The sequence below is a fragment of the Arthrobacter sp. Soil764 genome (genome assembly GCF_001428075.1).
GTDB lineage: Bacteria > Actinomycetota > Actinomycetes > Actinomycetales > Micrococcaceae > Arthrobacter.
The window spans coordinates 37908-53022 of the sequence record NZ_LMSI01000003.1 but is presented as its reverse complement, the minus strand read 5'-3'; the positions used below and the strand labels follow the sequence as shown (position 1 = coordinate 53022).

14 protein-coding genes are annotated in these 15115 nt (G+C 65.5%); 11 read left to right on the top strand and 3 right to left on the bottom strand.

Going from position 1 to position 15115, the window contains the following annotated elements:
• Positions 1-39: 39 nt before the first annotated feature.
• A complete protein-coding gene (locus tag ASG86_RS03720) occupies positions 40-837 on the bottom strand; it encodes an alpha/beta hydrolase (RefSeq protein ID WP_056330438.1) in 798 nt (265 codons plus the stop codon).
• A 146-nt stretch (positions 838-983) separates the two neighbouring features.
• Here ASG86_RS03720 and ASG86_RS03715 point away from each other — a divergent pair, with 146 nt between their 5' ends.
• From ASG86_RS03715 to ASG86_RS03705, 3 genes are all read left to right on the top strand, one after another.
• Complete coding sequence (locus ASG86_RS03715; RefSeq protein WP_056330436.1) at positions 984-1631, top strand: cyclodeaminase/cyclohydrolase family protein; 648 nt, start codon at positions 984-986, stop codon at positions 1629-1631.
• 121 nt (positions 1632-1752) lie between these two features.
• Positions 1753-2709 carry a hypothetical protein gene (locus ASG86_RS03710; RefSeq protein ID WP_156386115.1) on the top strand — a complete coding sequence of 319 codons (957 nt, stop codon included), beginning with the start codon at positions 1753-1755 and terminating at the stop codon, positions 2707-2709.
• Between the two features lie 83 nt (positions 2710-2792).
• Positions 2793-3164: a hypothetical protein gene (locus ASG86_RS03705; RefSeq protein ID WP_056330429.1), complete on the top strand. Its 372-nt coding sequence runs from the start codon at positions 2793-2795 to the stop codon at positions 3162-3164.
• 183 nt (positions 3165-3347) lie between these two features.
• On the opposite strand, the gene ASG86_RS03700 is transcribed toward ASG86_RS03705, so the two are convergent.
• Positions 3348-4007 carry a GntR family transcriptional regulator gene (locus ASG86_RS03700; RefSeq protein ID WP_056330427.1) on the bottom strand — a complete coding sequence of 220 codons (660 nt, stop codon included), beginning with the start codon at positions 4005-4007 and terminating at the stop codon, positions 3348-3350.
• 241 nt (positions 4008-4248) lie between these two features.
• On the opposite strand from ASG86_RS03700, the gene ASG86_RS03695 reads away from it, so the two are divergent.
• Genes ASG86_RS03695 through ASG86_RS03670 form a run of 6 tightly spaced genes read left to right on the top strand, consistent with a single transcriptional unit; the run spans position 4249 to position 10390 of the window.
• Positions 4249-5463 carry a 4-oxalomesaconate tautomerase gene (locus ASG86_RS03695; protein ID WP_056330694.1) on the top strand — a complete coding sequence of 405 codons (1215 nt, stop codon included), beginning with the start codon at positions 4249-4251 and terminating at the stop codon, positions 5461-5463.
• Positions 5460-6485 carry an amidohydrolase family protein gene (locus tag ASG86_RS03690; RefSeq protein ID WP_056330424.1) on the top strand — a complete coding sequence of 342 codons (1026 nt, stop codon included), beginning with the start codon at positions 5460-5462 and terminating at the stop codon, positions 6483-6485. The genes ASG86_RS03695 and ASG86_RS03690 overlap by 4 nt, the downstream gene beginning before the upstream one ends.
• A gap of 20 nt (positions 6486-6505) precedes the next feature.
• The gene (ligK, locus tag ASG86_RS03685; RefSeq protein ID WP_056330421.1) at positions 6506-7189 is read left to right on the top strand and encodes a 4-carboxy-4-hydroxy-2-oxoadipate aldolase/oxaloacetate decarboxylase; all 684 of its coding nucleotides are present in this window, start codon (positions 6506-6508) and stop codon (positions 7187-7189) included.
• A gap of 55 nt (positions 7190-7244) precedes the next feature.
• Positions 7245-8165: an amidohydrolase family protein gene (locus ASG86_RS03680; protein WP_056330419.1), complete on the top strand. Its 921-nt coding sequence runs from the start codon at positions 7245-7247 to the stop codon at positions 8163-8165.
• 41 nt (positions 8166-8206) lie between these two features.
• On the top strand, positions 8207-9613 hold the full coding sequence (locus ASG86_RS03675) for an MFS transporter (protein ID WP_056330416.1): 1407 nt from the start codon (positions 8207-8209) through the stop codon (positions 9611-9613).
• A gap of 36 nt (positions 9614-9649) precedes the next feature.
• Positions 9650-10390: an SDR family NAD(P)-dependent oxidoreductase gene (locus ASG86_RS03670; protein ID WP_056330414.1), complete on the top strand. Its 741-nt coding sequence runs from the start codon at positions 9650-9652 to the stop codon at positions 10388-10390.
• A 9-nt stretch (positions 10391-10399) separates the two neighbouring features.
• Here the strand turns inward: ASG86_RS03670 and ASG86_RS03665 are convergent, their stop codons facing one another.
• Entirely contained in the window at positions 10400-11977 is a 1578-nt protein-coding gene (locus ASG86_RS03665) for a glycoside hydrolase family 32 protein (RefSeq protein WP_056330412.1), read from the bottom strand.
• A gap of 280 nt (positions 11978-12257) precedes the next feature.
• Here ASG86_RS03665 and ASG86_RS03660 point away from each other — a divergent pair, with 280 nt between their 5' ends.
• Positions 12258-13709 (top strand): glycoside hydrolase family 32 protein, encoded by a 1452-nt coding sequence (locus ASG86_RS03660; protein ID WP_056330408.1) that lies wholly within the window; start codon positions 12258-12260, stop codon positions 13707-13709.
• A 63-nt stretch (positions 13710-13772) separates the two neighbouring features.
• Positions 13773-15107: an ABC transporter substrate-binding protein gene (locus ASG86_RS03655; RefSeq protein WP_056330406.1), complete on the top strand. Its 1335-nt coding sequence runs from the start codon at positions 13773-13775 to the stop codon at positions 15105-15107.
• The last annotated feature ends 8 nt before the right edge of the window (positions 15108-15115 follow it).

Here is a 15115-nt window from a genome sequence, read left to right as displayed (position 1 = left end):
CATACTCTGCCAGAAACAGGGCGCCGCCAGCAGTTCGTGTCAGCGGAGCAGCCGGCCCACGAGCTCCCGGCACGTGAGATATGCCTCCGCCATAACGTCGATCAGGGCGAAGTGGTCCCCCGGCACCATGACCAGCTGTGCCGGCACGGGTCCGGCCTGGCTCGCTTCCACATAGGTGGTGGACATGCTGAGGGGGACGTCGTCGTCGTTTGTGCCGTGCACGGCATATACAGGAATGTCCAGCGGCAGCGCGGCCATAGGGTCGGCCATGCGATGGCGCCCGGGAAGTTCCGACGACGGCCCTCCCAGCAGGTTGGCCACCGCACCATCGCTAAGGCTAAGCCGCTCGGCCTCGCGCAGGTTGAGGACGCCCGACTGGCTCACCACCCCAGTGAGGCGGACGCCGTCGCTGCTGTTGTTCACCAGGCCGCCTCCCCCCGGCACAAGCCCATCCAGCTTGTGTCTGCCTGCCGCCCACACCGCCAAATGGCCGCCGGCGGAATGCCCCAGCGCCACCACTTTGCGCAGGTCCAGCGCGTGCTGTTCCGCCAGGCCGGCCAGCTTGTCGATGCCGGCCAGGATGTCCTCGAAGGTGGCCGGCCAGCCCCCGCCGTTGCCGGCGCGCCGGTACTCAAGGTTCCAGGCGGCCAAACCGTGCTCCGCCAGGTCCTGCGCCAGCGGCTCACCCAGTTCGGCCCCGTATGTGGAGCGCCAGTACCCGCCGTGGATCACCACCACCACGCCCTGGTCCCTGGCTCCGGCCGGAACGTCAGGGAGGAAAAGCTCACCCCACTGGCTGGGGTCCTGGCCGTAGTCGTAGCGGTGGCGTTGTGTCACACTGGCCCACTTTAGCTGCCCGAATCACCGCAGGTGCCGGACGTTTCCGGGGCTCGACCCGCCAAAAGTGGGCCAGAAGCGCACGCTGCCTGACGCCGTCGTCCTCCACCGTTTAGCCCGGGGCGTTTCTGGGCACGGTTCCTGGCATGGATGAACCTGTTGTGACCACCCAGGGGTCAACGGTGGAAGAGTGGACGCGTGCCTTGGCAGAATCCACGGGCTCACCCGGCGGAGGGGCTGGGACGGGGCTGATGCTCGCCGTCGCTGCCTCGCTCACGTCCATGGTGGCCGGCTACAGCGGGAACGACGGCGGGGAGCCGGCAGGGATACGGACGCGGGCACGGGCACTGCGTCAGGAAGCCCTGCGCCTGGCGGATGACGACGCGTCCGCTTCGAAGACGTTCGGCGCCGCCTTCCGGCTGGAGCCGGGACCGGACCGGGACGAAGCGATTCGCCGCGCCTCCGTGGACGCCGCCGCCTCCTCTGCAGTGCTCGGAGAGCGGGCCATTGCCGCCATTGACGACCTCGCCTGGCTGGCAACCAACGGCAACCGGTCACTGGTGGCGGACGTCGTGGTCGCATGTGGTGCCCTTCGGGCCGCTGTTGCCGGAGCGCGCACCAACGTGAGCTTTGACCTCGGGTCCCTGCGGTCCGCCGGCGCCACCCTGGACCAGGTCCGGGAGCAGCATCCGGACCTATGGGCCGCCGTCGAGAAGCTCAACGGCGCCATGGACCGCATTGACGAACTGACGGCCGCGATTGACCACCGTGCCGCCCCTACCGACGCCGCCTGACCTGCCCAAACTCCTTGAGAGCTTCATATCGGTTGTACCGGTCAGTGGTTGGACTCTGCCCCTGGCCTGTGCTTATGGTGGGCAGCATTGTTTGCCGGTGAGCCTGGGGGAGGCGTACAACGTGAAGTCAAGACTCAATGCCTGGGCGTTTCTCCGCCCCCTGCTGCTCGCCCTGGTGGCAGCCGGATCGTGGATCGCCTTGTCCGCCGCGGGTGCATCCGCTGACTCTTCCGCTTCCAGTTACCCGCTCCCCGGCGCTGCCCCGTCTGCCGCGGTCCCGGCGCCCACCACCGATACGCGTCCGGCCAAAGACATCCTGGAACCAGTAGAAGCAGTGCTGGGCGGCAACCTTGCATCAGCGCCCGCCTCCACCACCCCCACGCCCGTCACAACCCCACCCATCCGCCCGGCAGTGGAGGAAGCCACCGGCGTGGTTGATCAGGTTGTGGAGACCGTTCCGGTGGTCGGCCGGATGGTGCCGGACGGCACGGTGGCGGCCATGGCGGATCCCGCCGTCGGGACTGCGGACGGCCTTGTCAGCGGGGCGGCGGGGATCCTTGTTCCCCTGGCTGGCGAGGTCCTTGAACCCCTTGACCCTGTCCTTGAACCAGTCATCAGCGCCGTGCCGCTGCCAACGGCTAACCCGGAAGGTGCACCCGGCGGCAATCCAGCCGTGGTTACCAAAGTGCCGCAGGCGAGTGGGGACGCGGCGCCCCGCCCGGCCGAAGCGGCAGCGGGGACCGCGGGCGCTGTGTCCGCTGCCGCCCGCGGGACCGGCTTCGACACCCTGCACCGTACCGGGGCGGCCTGCGATGCAGAGCAGATGCCGGCATCCGCACCCGCGGTAATGCCCGTGGCAGGACCTGGCAACGCGCCGGTCGATGCACCGCAAGAGCCGGCCATTCCGGCCGTCACTACGGGAGGAAGCAGCCCGTCCGGCGGCCACGGCTCAACCATGCCGGCATGGCTCGGCGCCAACCATCTTCGGATCCCTCCGGCCAACTGGGCTGCCGTCCAGCCCAAGTTGTTAGCTGTCCCCGCGCCGGTGTCCTTCGCCCCCGGTTCATCTCCTGACTAGTTGAGGCCCTTCCGCATCCACAGGCGGAAACGAGCCATTCCGGTCTCTGCAGCAGGCCCAGTCCAACTTTTCAGGAGAACTTCATGAAGCACCGTACTATCCGTGGCTGCCTGTTCGGCGCCGTGATCGCACTCAGCCTTTTGGCCTCTGGTGGCGTCGCCGCCCACGCCGCGGATACCAGCTCAGGCACGCAAGGACTGCCGTCCGGGACCCAAGCGGCAACCACCATCAACACCGCCACCGGCCTCTGGGCCATTCCTCCGGCGGCCACCCCGCCGGCTGTAAACCCGCCTTCCGCGGCAACTCCTGTGTTTGCCCGTCCGGACGCGGAAATCACTGCGGCCCAGCCCTTGGCCGTCACCGCGGGCGCCAACGGCGGCCTCCTGGTGGTGGGCGTGCTGCTCCTGGCCTTCGGAGGACTGCTGGCACTGATCCTCGGCAGGAAGCGCAGCTGACCTCTGCGCCTGCTGCCTGGCTGCTTCCGCCGGCGCGCTCCGTCAGGCAGCAGGGAGGGCGCTGCCCGCATTCATTCCCATGTGGCGCTGAGCCGAGCCGCGGGCTACTTCAACCTGTCCGTTCATCAGCCTCGACGTGGCCGCTACTGATGGACGGAATCCCTTATGAACGAGAAAAAGATACTAGGCGTGCGTTGAGCGGATGACGTCCGCGACGCTTTCCAGGTGAACTCGCATAGCTTCGGCGGCCGCATCGGGGTCGTGCGCGCAGACCGCATCGATGATTGCGAGGTGCTGGGGCAATGAAACGGCAGGACGGCCAGGTTGCCGGGCCAGCCGAAACTGGAAGCGCACGGCCTGCCCACGAAGGCGGTGGATAGTAGCAGCGGCCGTTTGCTGTGCACTTATTTCGATGACCCTCGCGTGCAGGGTCTGGTTGCTTTCCGAATAGGAATCCCGGTCGCCACGCTCCACCGCGTCCTTCATGCGTTTAGCGAGTTCCTGGAGTTCGGAGGCTTCGGCGTCCGTGATCCGCTCCGCGGCCTTACGCGCGCAGAGCGCTTCAAGGGCAGCACGTACTTCTGTAATTTCAACGGCTTCCTCCACGGACACCGCCCGTACGCGGGCGCCCCGGTTCTGGACCCGCTCAACCAACCCTTCGACGGTCAACTCCGCCAAGGCGGCACGTATGTTTCCCCTGCTGGCCCTGTACTCAGCAGCCAGGTCCGCCTCGACGAGACGTTGGTTGGGCACGAGTTCCCCGCCGACAATGGCCGAGCGCAGCACATTTACGAGTTCCGCCACGGTTAGCGAACGCCCCTCCAGGCCTTCGAGGGTTTCCATGCCTTTCCACCTCCATGCGCACCTAAGCAGCGAGCAATATTGTCAACAACTTCTCATCAGAGTACTTGGCTCCTTCGCCTTCGGCATCTGGACGCGGAAGAACCGTAAACATAAATGTACAAGAAATTGTTGACAATCTTAAATGTAACTTGGTTCACTTAAGGCGACGGCGTCGTTCCAAAGGCGTTCCCCGGATTACCAAAGGACAGACATGGATGAGAGCCTGAACAAAACGGCTGGAGTGGATCTACTCTTGCCGGAGAGCTCGCCTGAACCTGCTGGTGGAATCCACCCTTCAGGGGGCCAACTGGCGGTCCCGTGCTGGTTCATGCGGGGCGGGACATCTAAGGGCCCGTTCTTCCGCGCCACAGACCTGCCCAGGGATATCGCCGCCCGTGACGCCGTGCTGTTGGCTGCCATGGGATCCCCAGACCCCCGGCAGATCGACGGGCTGGGCGGCGCCCACCCGCTGACCAGCAAAGCGGGGATCGTCTCGGCCAGCGACCAGGAGGGCGTGGACCTGGAGTTCCTGTTCGCGCAGCTCCAGCCCACGACCAACGTGGTGGACACGACGCCAAATTGCGGCAACATGCTGGCCGCGGCGCTGCCTTTCGCGATCGAGGCTGGCCTTTTGACACCCGACGGCGACACCACCACCGCGCGCGTCCTCACCTTGAACACGAACATGATTGCCGAAATCACCGTCCGGACTCCCTTGGGTAATGGCGGCCGGTACGTCGACTACGCCGGAGACACCCGAATCGACGGCGTCCCCGGCACGGCCGCGCCGGTCACAATCAACTTCCTGGATACGGCAGGCTCGGTCTGCGACTCCCTGCTGCCCACCGGGAACCTCCGCGACAGTGTGGATCTCGACGGCGTCGGGCCGGTTGATGTGACCTGCATCGACAACGGACAACCCTTGGTGATCATCAACGCCGACGACCTGGGCCGCACGGGGCGGGAGTCCGCCGCCGACCTTAACAAGGACGCTGAACTCCAGGCCCGCCTTGAGGAACTGCGGCTGGCGTGCGGAAACCTAATGGGCCTGGGGGACGTGACGGATAAGAACTACCCGAAAATGACGCTCGTCTCCCCTCCCGCTGCGGGCGGCGCCCTCTGCACCCGCAGCTTCATCCCGCATGTCTGCCACGAATCCATCGGAGTGCTTGCCGCCGTCACCGCCGCAACCGCCGCAACCCTCAAGGGGACCGTGGCACACGACGCGGCCGTCCTCCCGGAGGGGACCGATCTCACCGTCTCGGTCGAACACCCCAGCGGCGAGTTTACTGTCCAGCTTGGCCTTGACCCTGCCGACCCCACCAGGGTGGTCAAGTCCGCGCTGATCCGAACCGCGCGGCTCCTCATGTCCGGTGAGGTCATGGTTCCCGCCTACCTCAGGAAGGCCGCCAACACCGAGGCGCCAGCCCTTTCTTCCCAGGAGCATCAACTGTGATTATCGACATCCACGGCCACTACACCACAGCCCCGCCCACACTCGGTCGATGGCGGGACCGGCAGGTGGCCGCCCTGAAGGACCCAGCCGCAGCACCGTCCCCGGCCGAGTTGAAAATTTCCGATGACGAGCTCCGCGAGAGCATCGAAGCGAACCAGCTGCGCCTCATGGACGAACGCGGCATCGACCTTACGGTGTTCTCGCCCCGGGCGTCGTTCATGGCCCACCACGTTGGCTCCTTCGAGACCTCATCGGAGTGGGCGGCCATCTGCAACGAGCTCTGCTACCGCGTCAGCCAGCTTTACCCGGAGCGGTTCGTCCCAGCCGCGATGCTTCCACAGTCCCCCGGAGTGGACCCAGCCACCTGCCTCCCCGAGCTCACCCGCTGCGTGGAGGACTACGGCGCCGTGGCCCTGAACCTGAACCCGGACCCCTCCGGCGGGCATTGGACCGCTCCCCCGCTGACGGACCGGTACTGGTACCCGATCTACGAAAAAATGATCGAGTACGACATCCCCGCCATGGTCCACGTCAGCACCAGCATCAACCCGGCCTTCCACACCACGGGCGCCCACTACCTAAACGCCGACACCACCGCCGTCATGCAGCTCATCCAGGGCGACCTGTTCGCAGACTTTCCCACCCTGAAACTGGTCATCCCGCACGGCGGAGGGGCCGTCCCTTACCACTGGGGGCGCTTCCGCGGCCTGGCCATGGCACTCGGCAAACCCACCCTGGACGAACACCTGCTGGGCAATGTCTTTTTCGATACCTGCGTCTACCACCAGCCCGGCATCGACCTGCTCCTGGACGTCATCCCCACAAAGAACATCCTCTTCGCCTCCGAAATGATCGGGGCCGTCCGCGATATCGATCCCTGCACAGGGCACAACTTCGACGACACCCACCGGTACCTTGACGCGGCAGGACTGAACGAAGCAGACCAGGCCGCCATCCAGGAACACAACGCCCGCACCGTCTACCCCCGCCTTCACAGCCTGCTCAAGCAGCAGGGCCGTTAGCCAACCCAGGAGCCAGAAACATGCAGGAACTCGGCGTGGTCCACACCTCCATCACCCGCGCAGTTGAACAAGACGTCAAAGCCCTTTCCGGGTTCGGCGTCAGCACCATTCATGAAGCGATGGGCCGCCTGGGCCTTATGCGCCCGTATATCAGGCCCGCCTACCCCGGCGCCAGCATGTGCGGCACGGCCGTCACCGTCCTACTCCAGCCCGGCGACAACTGGATGATGCACGTCGCCGCCGAACAGGTCCAGCCCGGCGACGTCGTGGTCGCCGCCTGCACCACCGAAAGCGAAGACGGCTTCTTCGGCGACCTCCTGGCCACCTCCCTTCAGGCACGTGGCGCGAAGGGCCTCATCATCGACGGTGGCTGCCGCGACATTGCGGCCCTCCAGGACATGGACTTCCCCGTGTTCAGCCGCGCCATCAACTCCAAGGGCACCGTCAAGGCCACCCTGGGCTCCGTCAACATCCCCGTGGTCTGCGCCAACGCCCTGGTCAACCCTGGCGATGTGGTGATTGCCGACGTCGACGGCGTGGTGGTGGTCCCCGCCGCCCGCGCCGCAGAAGTAGCGGAAGCAGCCCGTAAACGCGAGGAAAACGAAGAAGCAAAACGCCGGCGCTTCGCCAACGGAGAGCTCGGCCTGGACATCTACAACATGCGTGGACCCCTCGAAGCTGCCGGACTGCGCTATGTCGATTGACGGACCCTTGAAGACCGACGAACCGGACCAGGCCACGGCCGACCGAAGGAGCCCCATGGACACCGCATCCACAAAGACGCCGGGCTGGCTCGACTGGTACAGCAACCCGTCCAAGCCCCGCTTTCAGCTTCCGGAAGGAGCGGTGGACTCACACTGCCATGTCTTCGGCCCGGGGGCGGAATTTCCCTTCGCTCCTGAACGGAAGTACACCCCGTGCGATGCCGGCAAGGAACAACTTTTCGCCCTTCGCGACCATCTGGGGATCAGCCGCAACGTCATTGTGCAGGCCACCTGCCACGGCGCCGACAACAGCGCGATGGTGGACGCGGTGCAGGCAGCAGGAGGCCGGGCCCGGGGAGTAGCCACCGTCCGCCCGGACATTAGCGATGCGGAGCTCCAACGCCTCGATACTGCCGGAGTCCGAGGCGTACGATTCAATTTCCTCAAACGGCTGGTCAACGCTGCGCCGCAGGAGGAGCTGGCGAAAATAGCCCGCAGGATCGCCCCACTGGGCTGGCACGTAGTCATCTACTTCGAAGGAGAGGACCTGGAAGACCTTGAGGGATTCTTCGGGTCCCTGCCGACCCCATTGGTGGTGGACCACATGGGCCGCCCGGATGTGACCAAGCCGGCGAACGGTCCCGAGTTCAACCGCTTCCTGCGATTCGTGGAAAACAACGACGTATGGGTCAAGGTCAGCTGCCCCGAACGGCTCAGCGTCTCCGGTCCGCCGGCGTTGGACGGGGAAACGGCGCCGTACCGTGACGTTGTCGCGTTCGGCCGCACCGTCGTCGAAAAATTCCCTGACCGGGTGCTCTGGGGAACCGACTGGCCCCACCCAAATCTGACCGATCACATGCCGGATGACGGGCTGCTGGTGGACTACATCCCCCAAGTGGCCACCACTACTGAACTGCAGCACAAACTGCTGGTCACCAATCCCATGAACCTCTACTGGCCCGGCGAAAACGCCTAGGCACCCGCCCTGATTCCCGTACCTTTGCCCCAAGGATTCCAATGATGCATTCCAACGCCGCCAACCGCCTTGACCGGTTGCCCATCTCAAAATTTCACAAGATCGCCCTCGTGGCCGTCTCATTCGCCTATTTCTTCGAGTTCGCCGACATCAACAGCTTCGCCACGACCGTTCCAAAACTCATCAAGCTGTGGGGTGTCACCGTTAACCAGGTGGCATACGTGACGTCCGCGTCCTTCGTCGGCATGTTCTTCGGATCACTCATCGCCAGCTGGATGGCTGACCGCTGGGGGCGCAAGAACGCCTTGGTCATCACCACGCTTTGGTACGCGTCCTTTTCCTTGGTAGCAGCCTTCTCCTGGGACATCGTGTCCCTGGGGGTGTTCCGGGTCCTGACCTCGGCAGGCCTGTCCGCGATGACCGTAGTGGCTGTCATCTATGTCAACGAACTGTTCCCGGCAGCCAAGCGCGGAAAGTACCAGGCGTACGCAATTGTCATCGGCATTTGCGGTACCCCTGCAACCAACCTCATCGCCAGCCTTGTAGTTCCCCTTGCGGACTGGACCTGGCGCCTTGTGTACGTGTGGGGCGCACTGGGCATTCTGTTTGTCCTGTTCACCCGCCGCCTTAAGGAGTCCCCGCGCTGGTACGAGAACAAGGGCGATTATGCGAAAGCCGACGCCATCCTGAACGAGATCGAAGCCGCCGTCAGCGCCGAGAAGGGGGCGCTTCCCAAGCCTGCAGCACCCGTCGAAGCACCCCGCACCACCAAGGCACCCCTAACGCTCCTGCTGCAGAAGAAGTACCTTGCGCCGACCGCCCTGCTGACCATCCTGTGGGTGACCCAAACCATCGGATTCTTCGGCTACTCCAGCTGGGCACCCACCCTCCTTGCGAAGGAAGGCTTCAGCGTCGAGAACTCCATCTTCTACGTGGCACTGACCACCGTCGGCGCGCCGCTGGGCTCGTACCTGGCTTCCCTCGTCACCGACCGGTTTGAACGGAAGTGGTGCCTGGTGGTCTTCGGCAGCGTGATCGCTGTGTGTGGCCTGCTGTACGGGCTCACCTTCAACCCCGTTCTCATCGTCCTGTTCGGCTTCCTGGTCAACCTGTTCGAACGCGGCTACACCGCACTGGCCTACGCCTACTCCCCCGAACTGTTCGACACCACCGGACGCTCCATGGGCACCGGCGTTTCCTACGGCCTGGGGCGCCTTTCCAACGCCGCCGGTCCGCTGATAATCGCAGCGCTCTACAACGGCAGCGGCTACCAGAGCGTCTTCTTCTTCATCGCCGGCACCTGGATGTTCGGCGCAGTTGCCCTGGCCATTTTCGGCCCAGCCACCAGGAAGGCGCGCTTGTCCGCCACCACGGGCGCCAATCCTGCGACTGGCCCGTTGGACGGCGCGGCCTCCGTCACCGCGCGCAAGGGAGGTTCGCAGCAGTAGCGTAAGGACGAGGCAAAGAACCAGGGAGGGCCCCGCATGGCACGCGTCTTTATCACCGGATCCACCGATGGGCTGGGCCGGGCAGCGGCGGCGTCGCTGTTGCGGGACGGCCACGAGGTGATCGTGCACGCCCGGTCCGCCCGCCGGGTCCCCGCGGTCCAGCACCTCCTGGACCGCGGGGCACAGCTGGCGACCGGCGACCTCAGCATTGAAGAGGAAGTCCGGCAGATCGCTGCTGAGGCCGGCGGGATCGGCGGCATTGATGCCGTCATCCACAACGCCGGCGTGCTGGACGGACCGGCGCTGCTGCCGGTCAACGTGGTGGCGCCATACCTGCTGACCGCCCTCATCCCCGGACCGCGCCGGCTCATCTACCTCAGCAGCGGCATGCACCGCGGTGGCGACACCGGCCTGGAAGGCCTGGACTGGGCAGGACGGACGACGACGGCCTCCTACTCCACCACCAAGCTGCAGGTCACTGCGCTGTCGGCAGCGGTGGCCCGGCTGGTGCCGAGCGTCGCCAGCAACGCCGTGGACCCCGGCTGGGTGCCCACGCGGATGGGCGGCCGGTCGGCACCGGACAGCCTCGAACTGGGGCACCGGACCCAGGAGTGGCTGGCCACCAGCGATGATCCGGCCGCATTGGCCAGCGGCGGCTACTGGTACCACCAGCGCCGGAAAACCCCGCATCCGGCCGTGAAGGACCCCCAGTTCCAGGACGCCCTCCTGGCCCGGCTCGCGGCGCACACGGGCGTCACGCTCGACGCGCTGGGCTAGCCGCCACAGCTAGCCCGGGGATCCGGCCGGTGCCGCGAGTTCCCGGATGGTGATCCCGGAAAAGGTGGCGGGCCCGCCGTCGGTATACAGCGAGATGCCGGTATCACCGTCCGCAAAGTGCACCTGCTGGGAGACCACGGTGTGCCCGGCATTGACGAACACTTCCACGCTCTGGGTATCCACCAGGATGCGCAAGTGAACGGAGCGGGCGTTGGCGTCGATAGGTGCTGCGGCCCGTGTGTAGGGCACCAGCGAGTACCCGGCAAGGTCCGACGGGCCTCGGTCGACGTACAGCTCTGCGCCATATTTTCCGATGTTCGTGTGGCGGGCCCCGTCCGCAGACCGGCCCACGGATACCCCTACGTTGGCGGCGGCGTCCCAGGAGATGTCCAGTTCCAGCTCATAGGCCCGCCCACTCCAGGGCAATACGGCGCTTCCATCCACGATGCGCGCAGGGAGCCCGACGGTGGCCGTCACGTAGCCTGAAAGCGCATTGGCGGGGCTGCTCAGCAGGCTGTACCAGCCCCCTTCCTGGCGCTCCAGGCGGAGTTGGCGCACCACCGAGTTCTGTCCGTTGTACCCGTCCGTGGCGTCGGTGGGAACATCCCGGGCGGCGTACTTCCAGTTGTTCATCCAGGCAATGGCATACCGGCGCGTCTCGGGTGCTTCGACTGAAGGCCACGTCACCGCCGCATACCAGTCCCATCCCCAGTCCAGCCATTGCGGGTGGTTAACGTCGTCTGCCAGGAACTGTTCACCGTCCCACGTTCCGGTCCAGTAGGCGTAGGTCATGGGCAGTCCGATGCTGTAGGCATCCATGCTGGCGCCGAGCACCCAATGCCGGGTGCCGTCGTCGGCCGTCATCTCAAAAAGGTCGGGGCACTCGATGCCGCCCAGCGCGTGGTTGGGATAGTCGAAGTTGCGCTTCAGCTGCCATTCCCGCAGGTTGGCGGACGTGTAGAAGGCCGCGTACCTGGCCCGGCCGATCACGCACACCCACTCCCCGCGGGCCGCGTCCCAATGGATCTTCGGGTCGCGGAACCACTCCGCATTCTCGATCTCCGCCTGGCTGGTGGCCGTGCGCCCGTCGGTATTGGCTATGACAGGGTCAGGCAAGGAGGTGAAGGTGTATCCGCCGTCCGTGGACCAGTAGAGGTACTGCTCCTGGTACTTGCGGATGCCGCCCGTGGGCTGGGTGGCCAGGACAACAACAGCACCGGCGCCAAAGCCTGCGGTGTTGGCCGCATCCACCACTGCCGAGCCGGACCAGACGGGGAAGTCCGGCTGCAGCGGCAATGCCACGCCATGGTGCGTAAAGGCCACACCATCCGTAGTGGTGGCGTGGTCCCAGCCACCGTCAGCGTTGTTCCGGGCGGAATGCAGGTAGTAGAGGTGGTAGGCCCCGTCGAGGTAGACGGGGCGCTGGGGATCGCAGAGCCAGCCCGCGGGCGGAGTCATATGGTAGGCGGCCCTCAACGAGGTTTTGGAGGCACGGGCAGGGGTGGATGGCGCGTTGCCCAGGACCAGGGCGAGCGCGCCGGCGCCCGAACCTTGCAGGACGTGACGGCGGGACAGGGCAGGGGTCATCGTTGACTTCCTCTCGGTAGGCGGCATCATCGCCGGAGCGCTCGTGGCCTCCGCGGCCCTCATTGGGCCCGTGGGATCAGCGTCGTGCTTAAGCGCTTTAGCAGGAGAGGATAGCCGCCGGCCGATCGGCTGGTCAAGCGTTTGAGCAGACCAGCCTCCGTCATAATCACGGCAGGAACCGGCAGGAAAACAATTTTTGCTAAAACGCTTGATCAACCATTGCCATTCACGCTACCTTCATGGTGATCAAACGCTTTAGCAGAAATGGACATCACCGCCGATGAGCTACCCCGTCTTCTTCCAGCCCGCCGATGCCTGGGTTGGTGACCTGATCCCCTTCCAGAAGGACGGCGAGTTCTGGCTGTTCTACCTTCACGAAGTCCGCACCGACCCCAAGCCCGGCACTGCCTGGAACCTGGTCACCACCAAGGACCTCACACAGTTCCAGGACCACGGCGTGGCCCTCCCCCACGGCACCAGGGAGGACCCCGACTTCAACTGCTACACCGGCAGCATCGTGGCCGACGATTCCGGGGTGCATCACCTGTTTTACACCGGCCAGAACCCTGCCAACCTCGGCCCGGACGGGCTGCCCCTGCAACTGGTCATGCACGCCACCAGCACCGACGGCATGGCCACCTGGACCAAGCACCCCGGGCTCACCTTTGGGGCGCCCGGCGGGTATGAGTCGGCGGACTGGCGGGACCCGTTCGTCTTCCGTGACGAAGCCGCCGGCCTGTGGCGGATGCTGCTCGCCGCCAGGCACTCCGAGGGCCCGGAGCGCCGCCGTGGAGTCATTGCCCAGTGCGTCTCCACCGACCTGATGGCCTGGACACACACGGACCCATTCTGGGACCCGCGCCGCTACATCACCCACGAATGCCCGGACGTCTTCGAATGGGACGGCTGGTGGTACATGGTCTATTCGGAATTTTCCGAAACCTTCACCACCAGGTACCGCATGGCCAAGAGCCCCACGGGCCCGTGGACAGTCCCCGCCCTGGACAGCGTGGACGGCCGCGCCTTCTACGCCTCCAAGACGGCGGAGCGGGACGGCCGGCGGTTCTTCTTCGGCTGGATCGCCAGCAAGGAAGGAAATTCCGACGACGGCGCCTGGCAGTGGGCAGGGACCATGGCGGTTTTGGAGGCACGGCAGAACCCCGACGGGACGCTGGCGTTCGGGTTCGCCGACGAGCTGGTGGACAGCTTCTGGGATGAAGTGCCGCTGGAGCTCGACGGCCAACTGATCCACCGGGAGCTGCCCCTCCGGCTGGACGCACCGGACGGCTACAAGGCCGCCATCACCGCCAACGCCATGCCAACCCAGTTCCATGCCAGGGCCGTGTTCGATATCCAGGCCGGAACCACAGAATGCGGGCTGCTGCTGCGTTCCAGCCCGGACGGCGACCGCTCCTACGTCCTCCGCCTGGAACCAAAACGCGGACGCCTGGTCTTCGACCGCTGGCCCCGGACCGTCACCGGCGACGCCCAATGGCACGTGTCCGGCGATGTCCCCTTCGCCGTCGAACTCGAGCGCCCCTGCCACCTTCCACCCGGCCGCCACACGCTGGAAGTCATTGTGGACGGGGACCTGTGCGTCGCCGTCGTGGACCGCCAGGTGGCCCTCAGCACCCGCATCTATGACCTTCCCGCCGGCGGAATAGGCGTGTTTGCCGGCGAAGGATCCGTCACCGTCACCGATTTCGAAGTCCGCAAGCGCACCGACAACTGAATACTAATTCCGTTCCACCTGACCCACTCAAAAGATCCACTCCAATCAAGGGAGATTGCCGCAATGAAGAACCTGTTCCGCGCTGCCGCCGTCGCAGCCGTTACCGCCCTGGCCCTCACCGCCTGCGGGAGCGGAAGCCCCACCAGTTCCACCAACGTCGCCCCCACCGGCGACATCAAACCCCGTGAAATCTCATGGCTGCTGTCCCGGCCCGCCGACGGCGCAGTCATCAACATCATGAAGAAACTGGCCGACGACTACGCCAAGGACCACCCCGGCTTCAAGCTGAACCTGATCACCACCCCGGACCGGCCGTCCTACATCCAGAAGCTTGAGACCCTGGCAGCGGCCAACAAGCTGCCCGAGCTGTTCGACACCGACGCCACCCCCTTCGCCCGGCAGCTGGCACAGCAGGGCAAGATGCTCGACGGCGAGAAGCTGCTGAAGACCCTGGGCATCTACGACAAGTACCGCCCCGGCGCCCTGGACTACCAGCGGTTCGACGACGGATCCCTGTATATGATCCCGTTCCAGTTCGAGCTCGAGTTCATCTGGTACAACAAGGCACTGCTCCAGAAGGCCGGCGTGGCCGTACCCAAATCCCTGGATGACATCCCCGCCATGTGCACTGCCCTGCGCAGCGCCGGCATCACGCCCATCGCCGTGGACGGCCAGGACCAGTGGCCGCTGGAACGGTACGTGGCCTACCAGCCGTTCCGTGAAGCCGGACCGGACTTCGTCCAGAAACTGAAGAAGGGCGAAGCCAAGTTCACCGACCCTGCCGGCCAGAAGACCGTCAACTGGCTGGCGGAGCTGGGCAAGGCCAAATGCTTCCAGGACGGGTTCTCCGCCCAGGGCTACTCGGACGCGCAAAACCAGTTCACCTCGGGACAGGCCGCCATGTACAACATCGGAACCTGGGAACTGCCCAGCCTGGCCACGGACAAGCTCAACCCCGCCGTCCGCGACGACATCGACTTCTTCACCCTGCCCACCACGGCCGGCTCGGTGACGGCAGCCAACGAGTTCGTCTCCCCATCGGGCATCGGCATGGCCGTCAACGCCAAGACCTACGATCCCCTGGTAAGCGACTTCCTGAAGTTCGCCCTGCAGAAGTACCCCGCTGAGTACGCCGCCACCGGGGTGCTCTCCCCCACCACCGACGTCGAAACCACTGTCCCTGCGAACGCCACACCGCTGTACCGGAAGGCACTGGACCAGGCCAAGGACCTTGGTTCCAAGCAGGCCATGCCGTGGGACACGCAGCTGGACCCCACTACCAACGGCCGGCTGCAGCAGGAACTCGTCCTGCTGGTGCAGGGCGAAATCACACCGCAGCAGTTCGCGGAAACGATGGACAGCACCATCGCCCAGAACGCTCCCAAGTTCTTCAAGTAAAGGCCGGC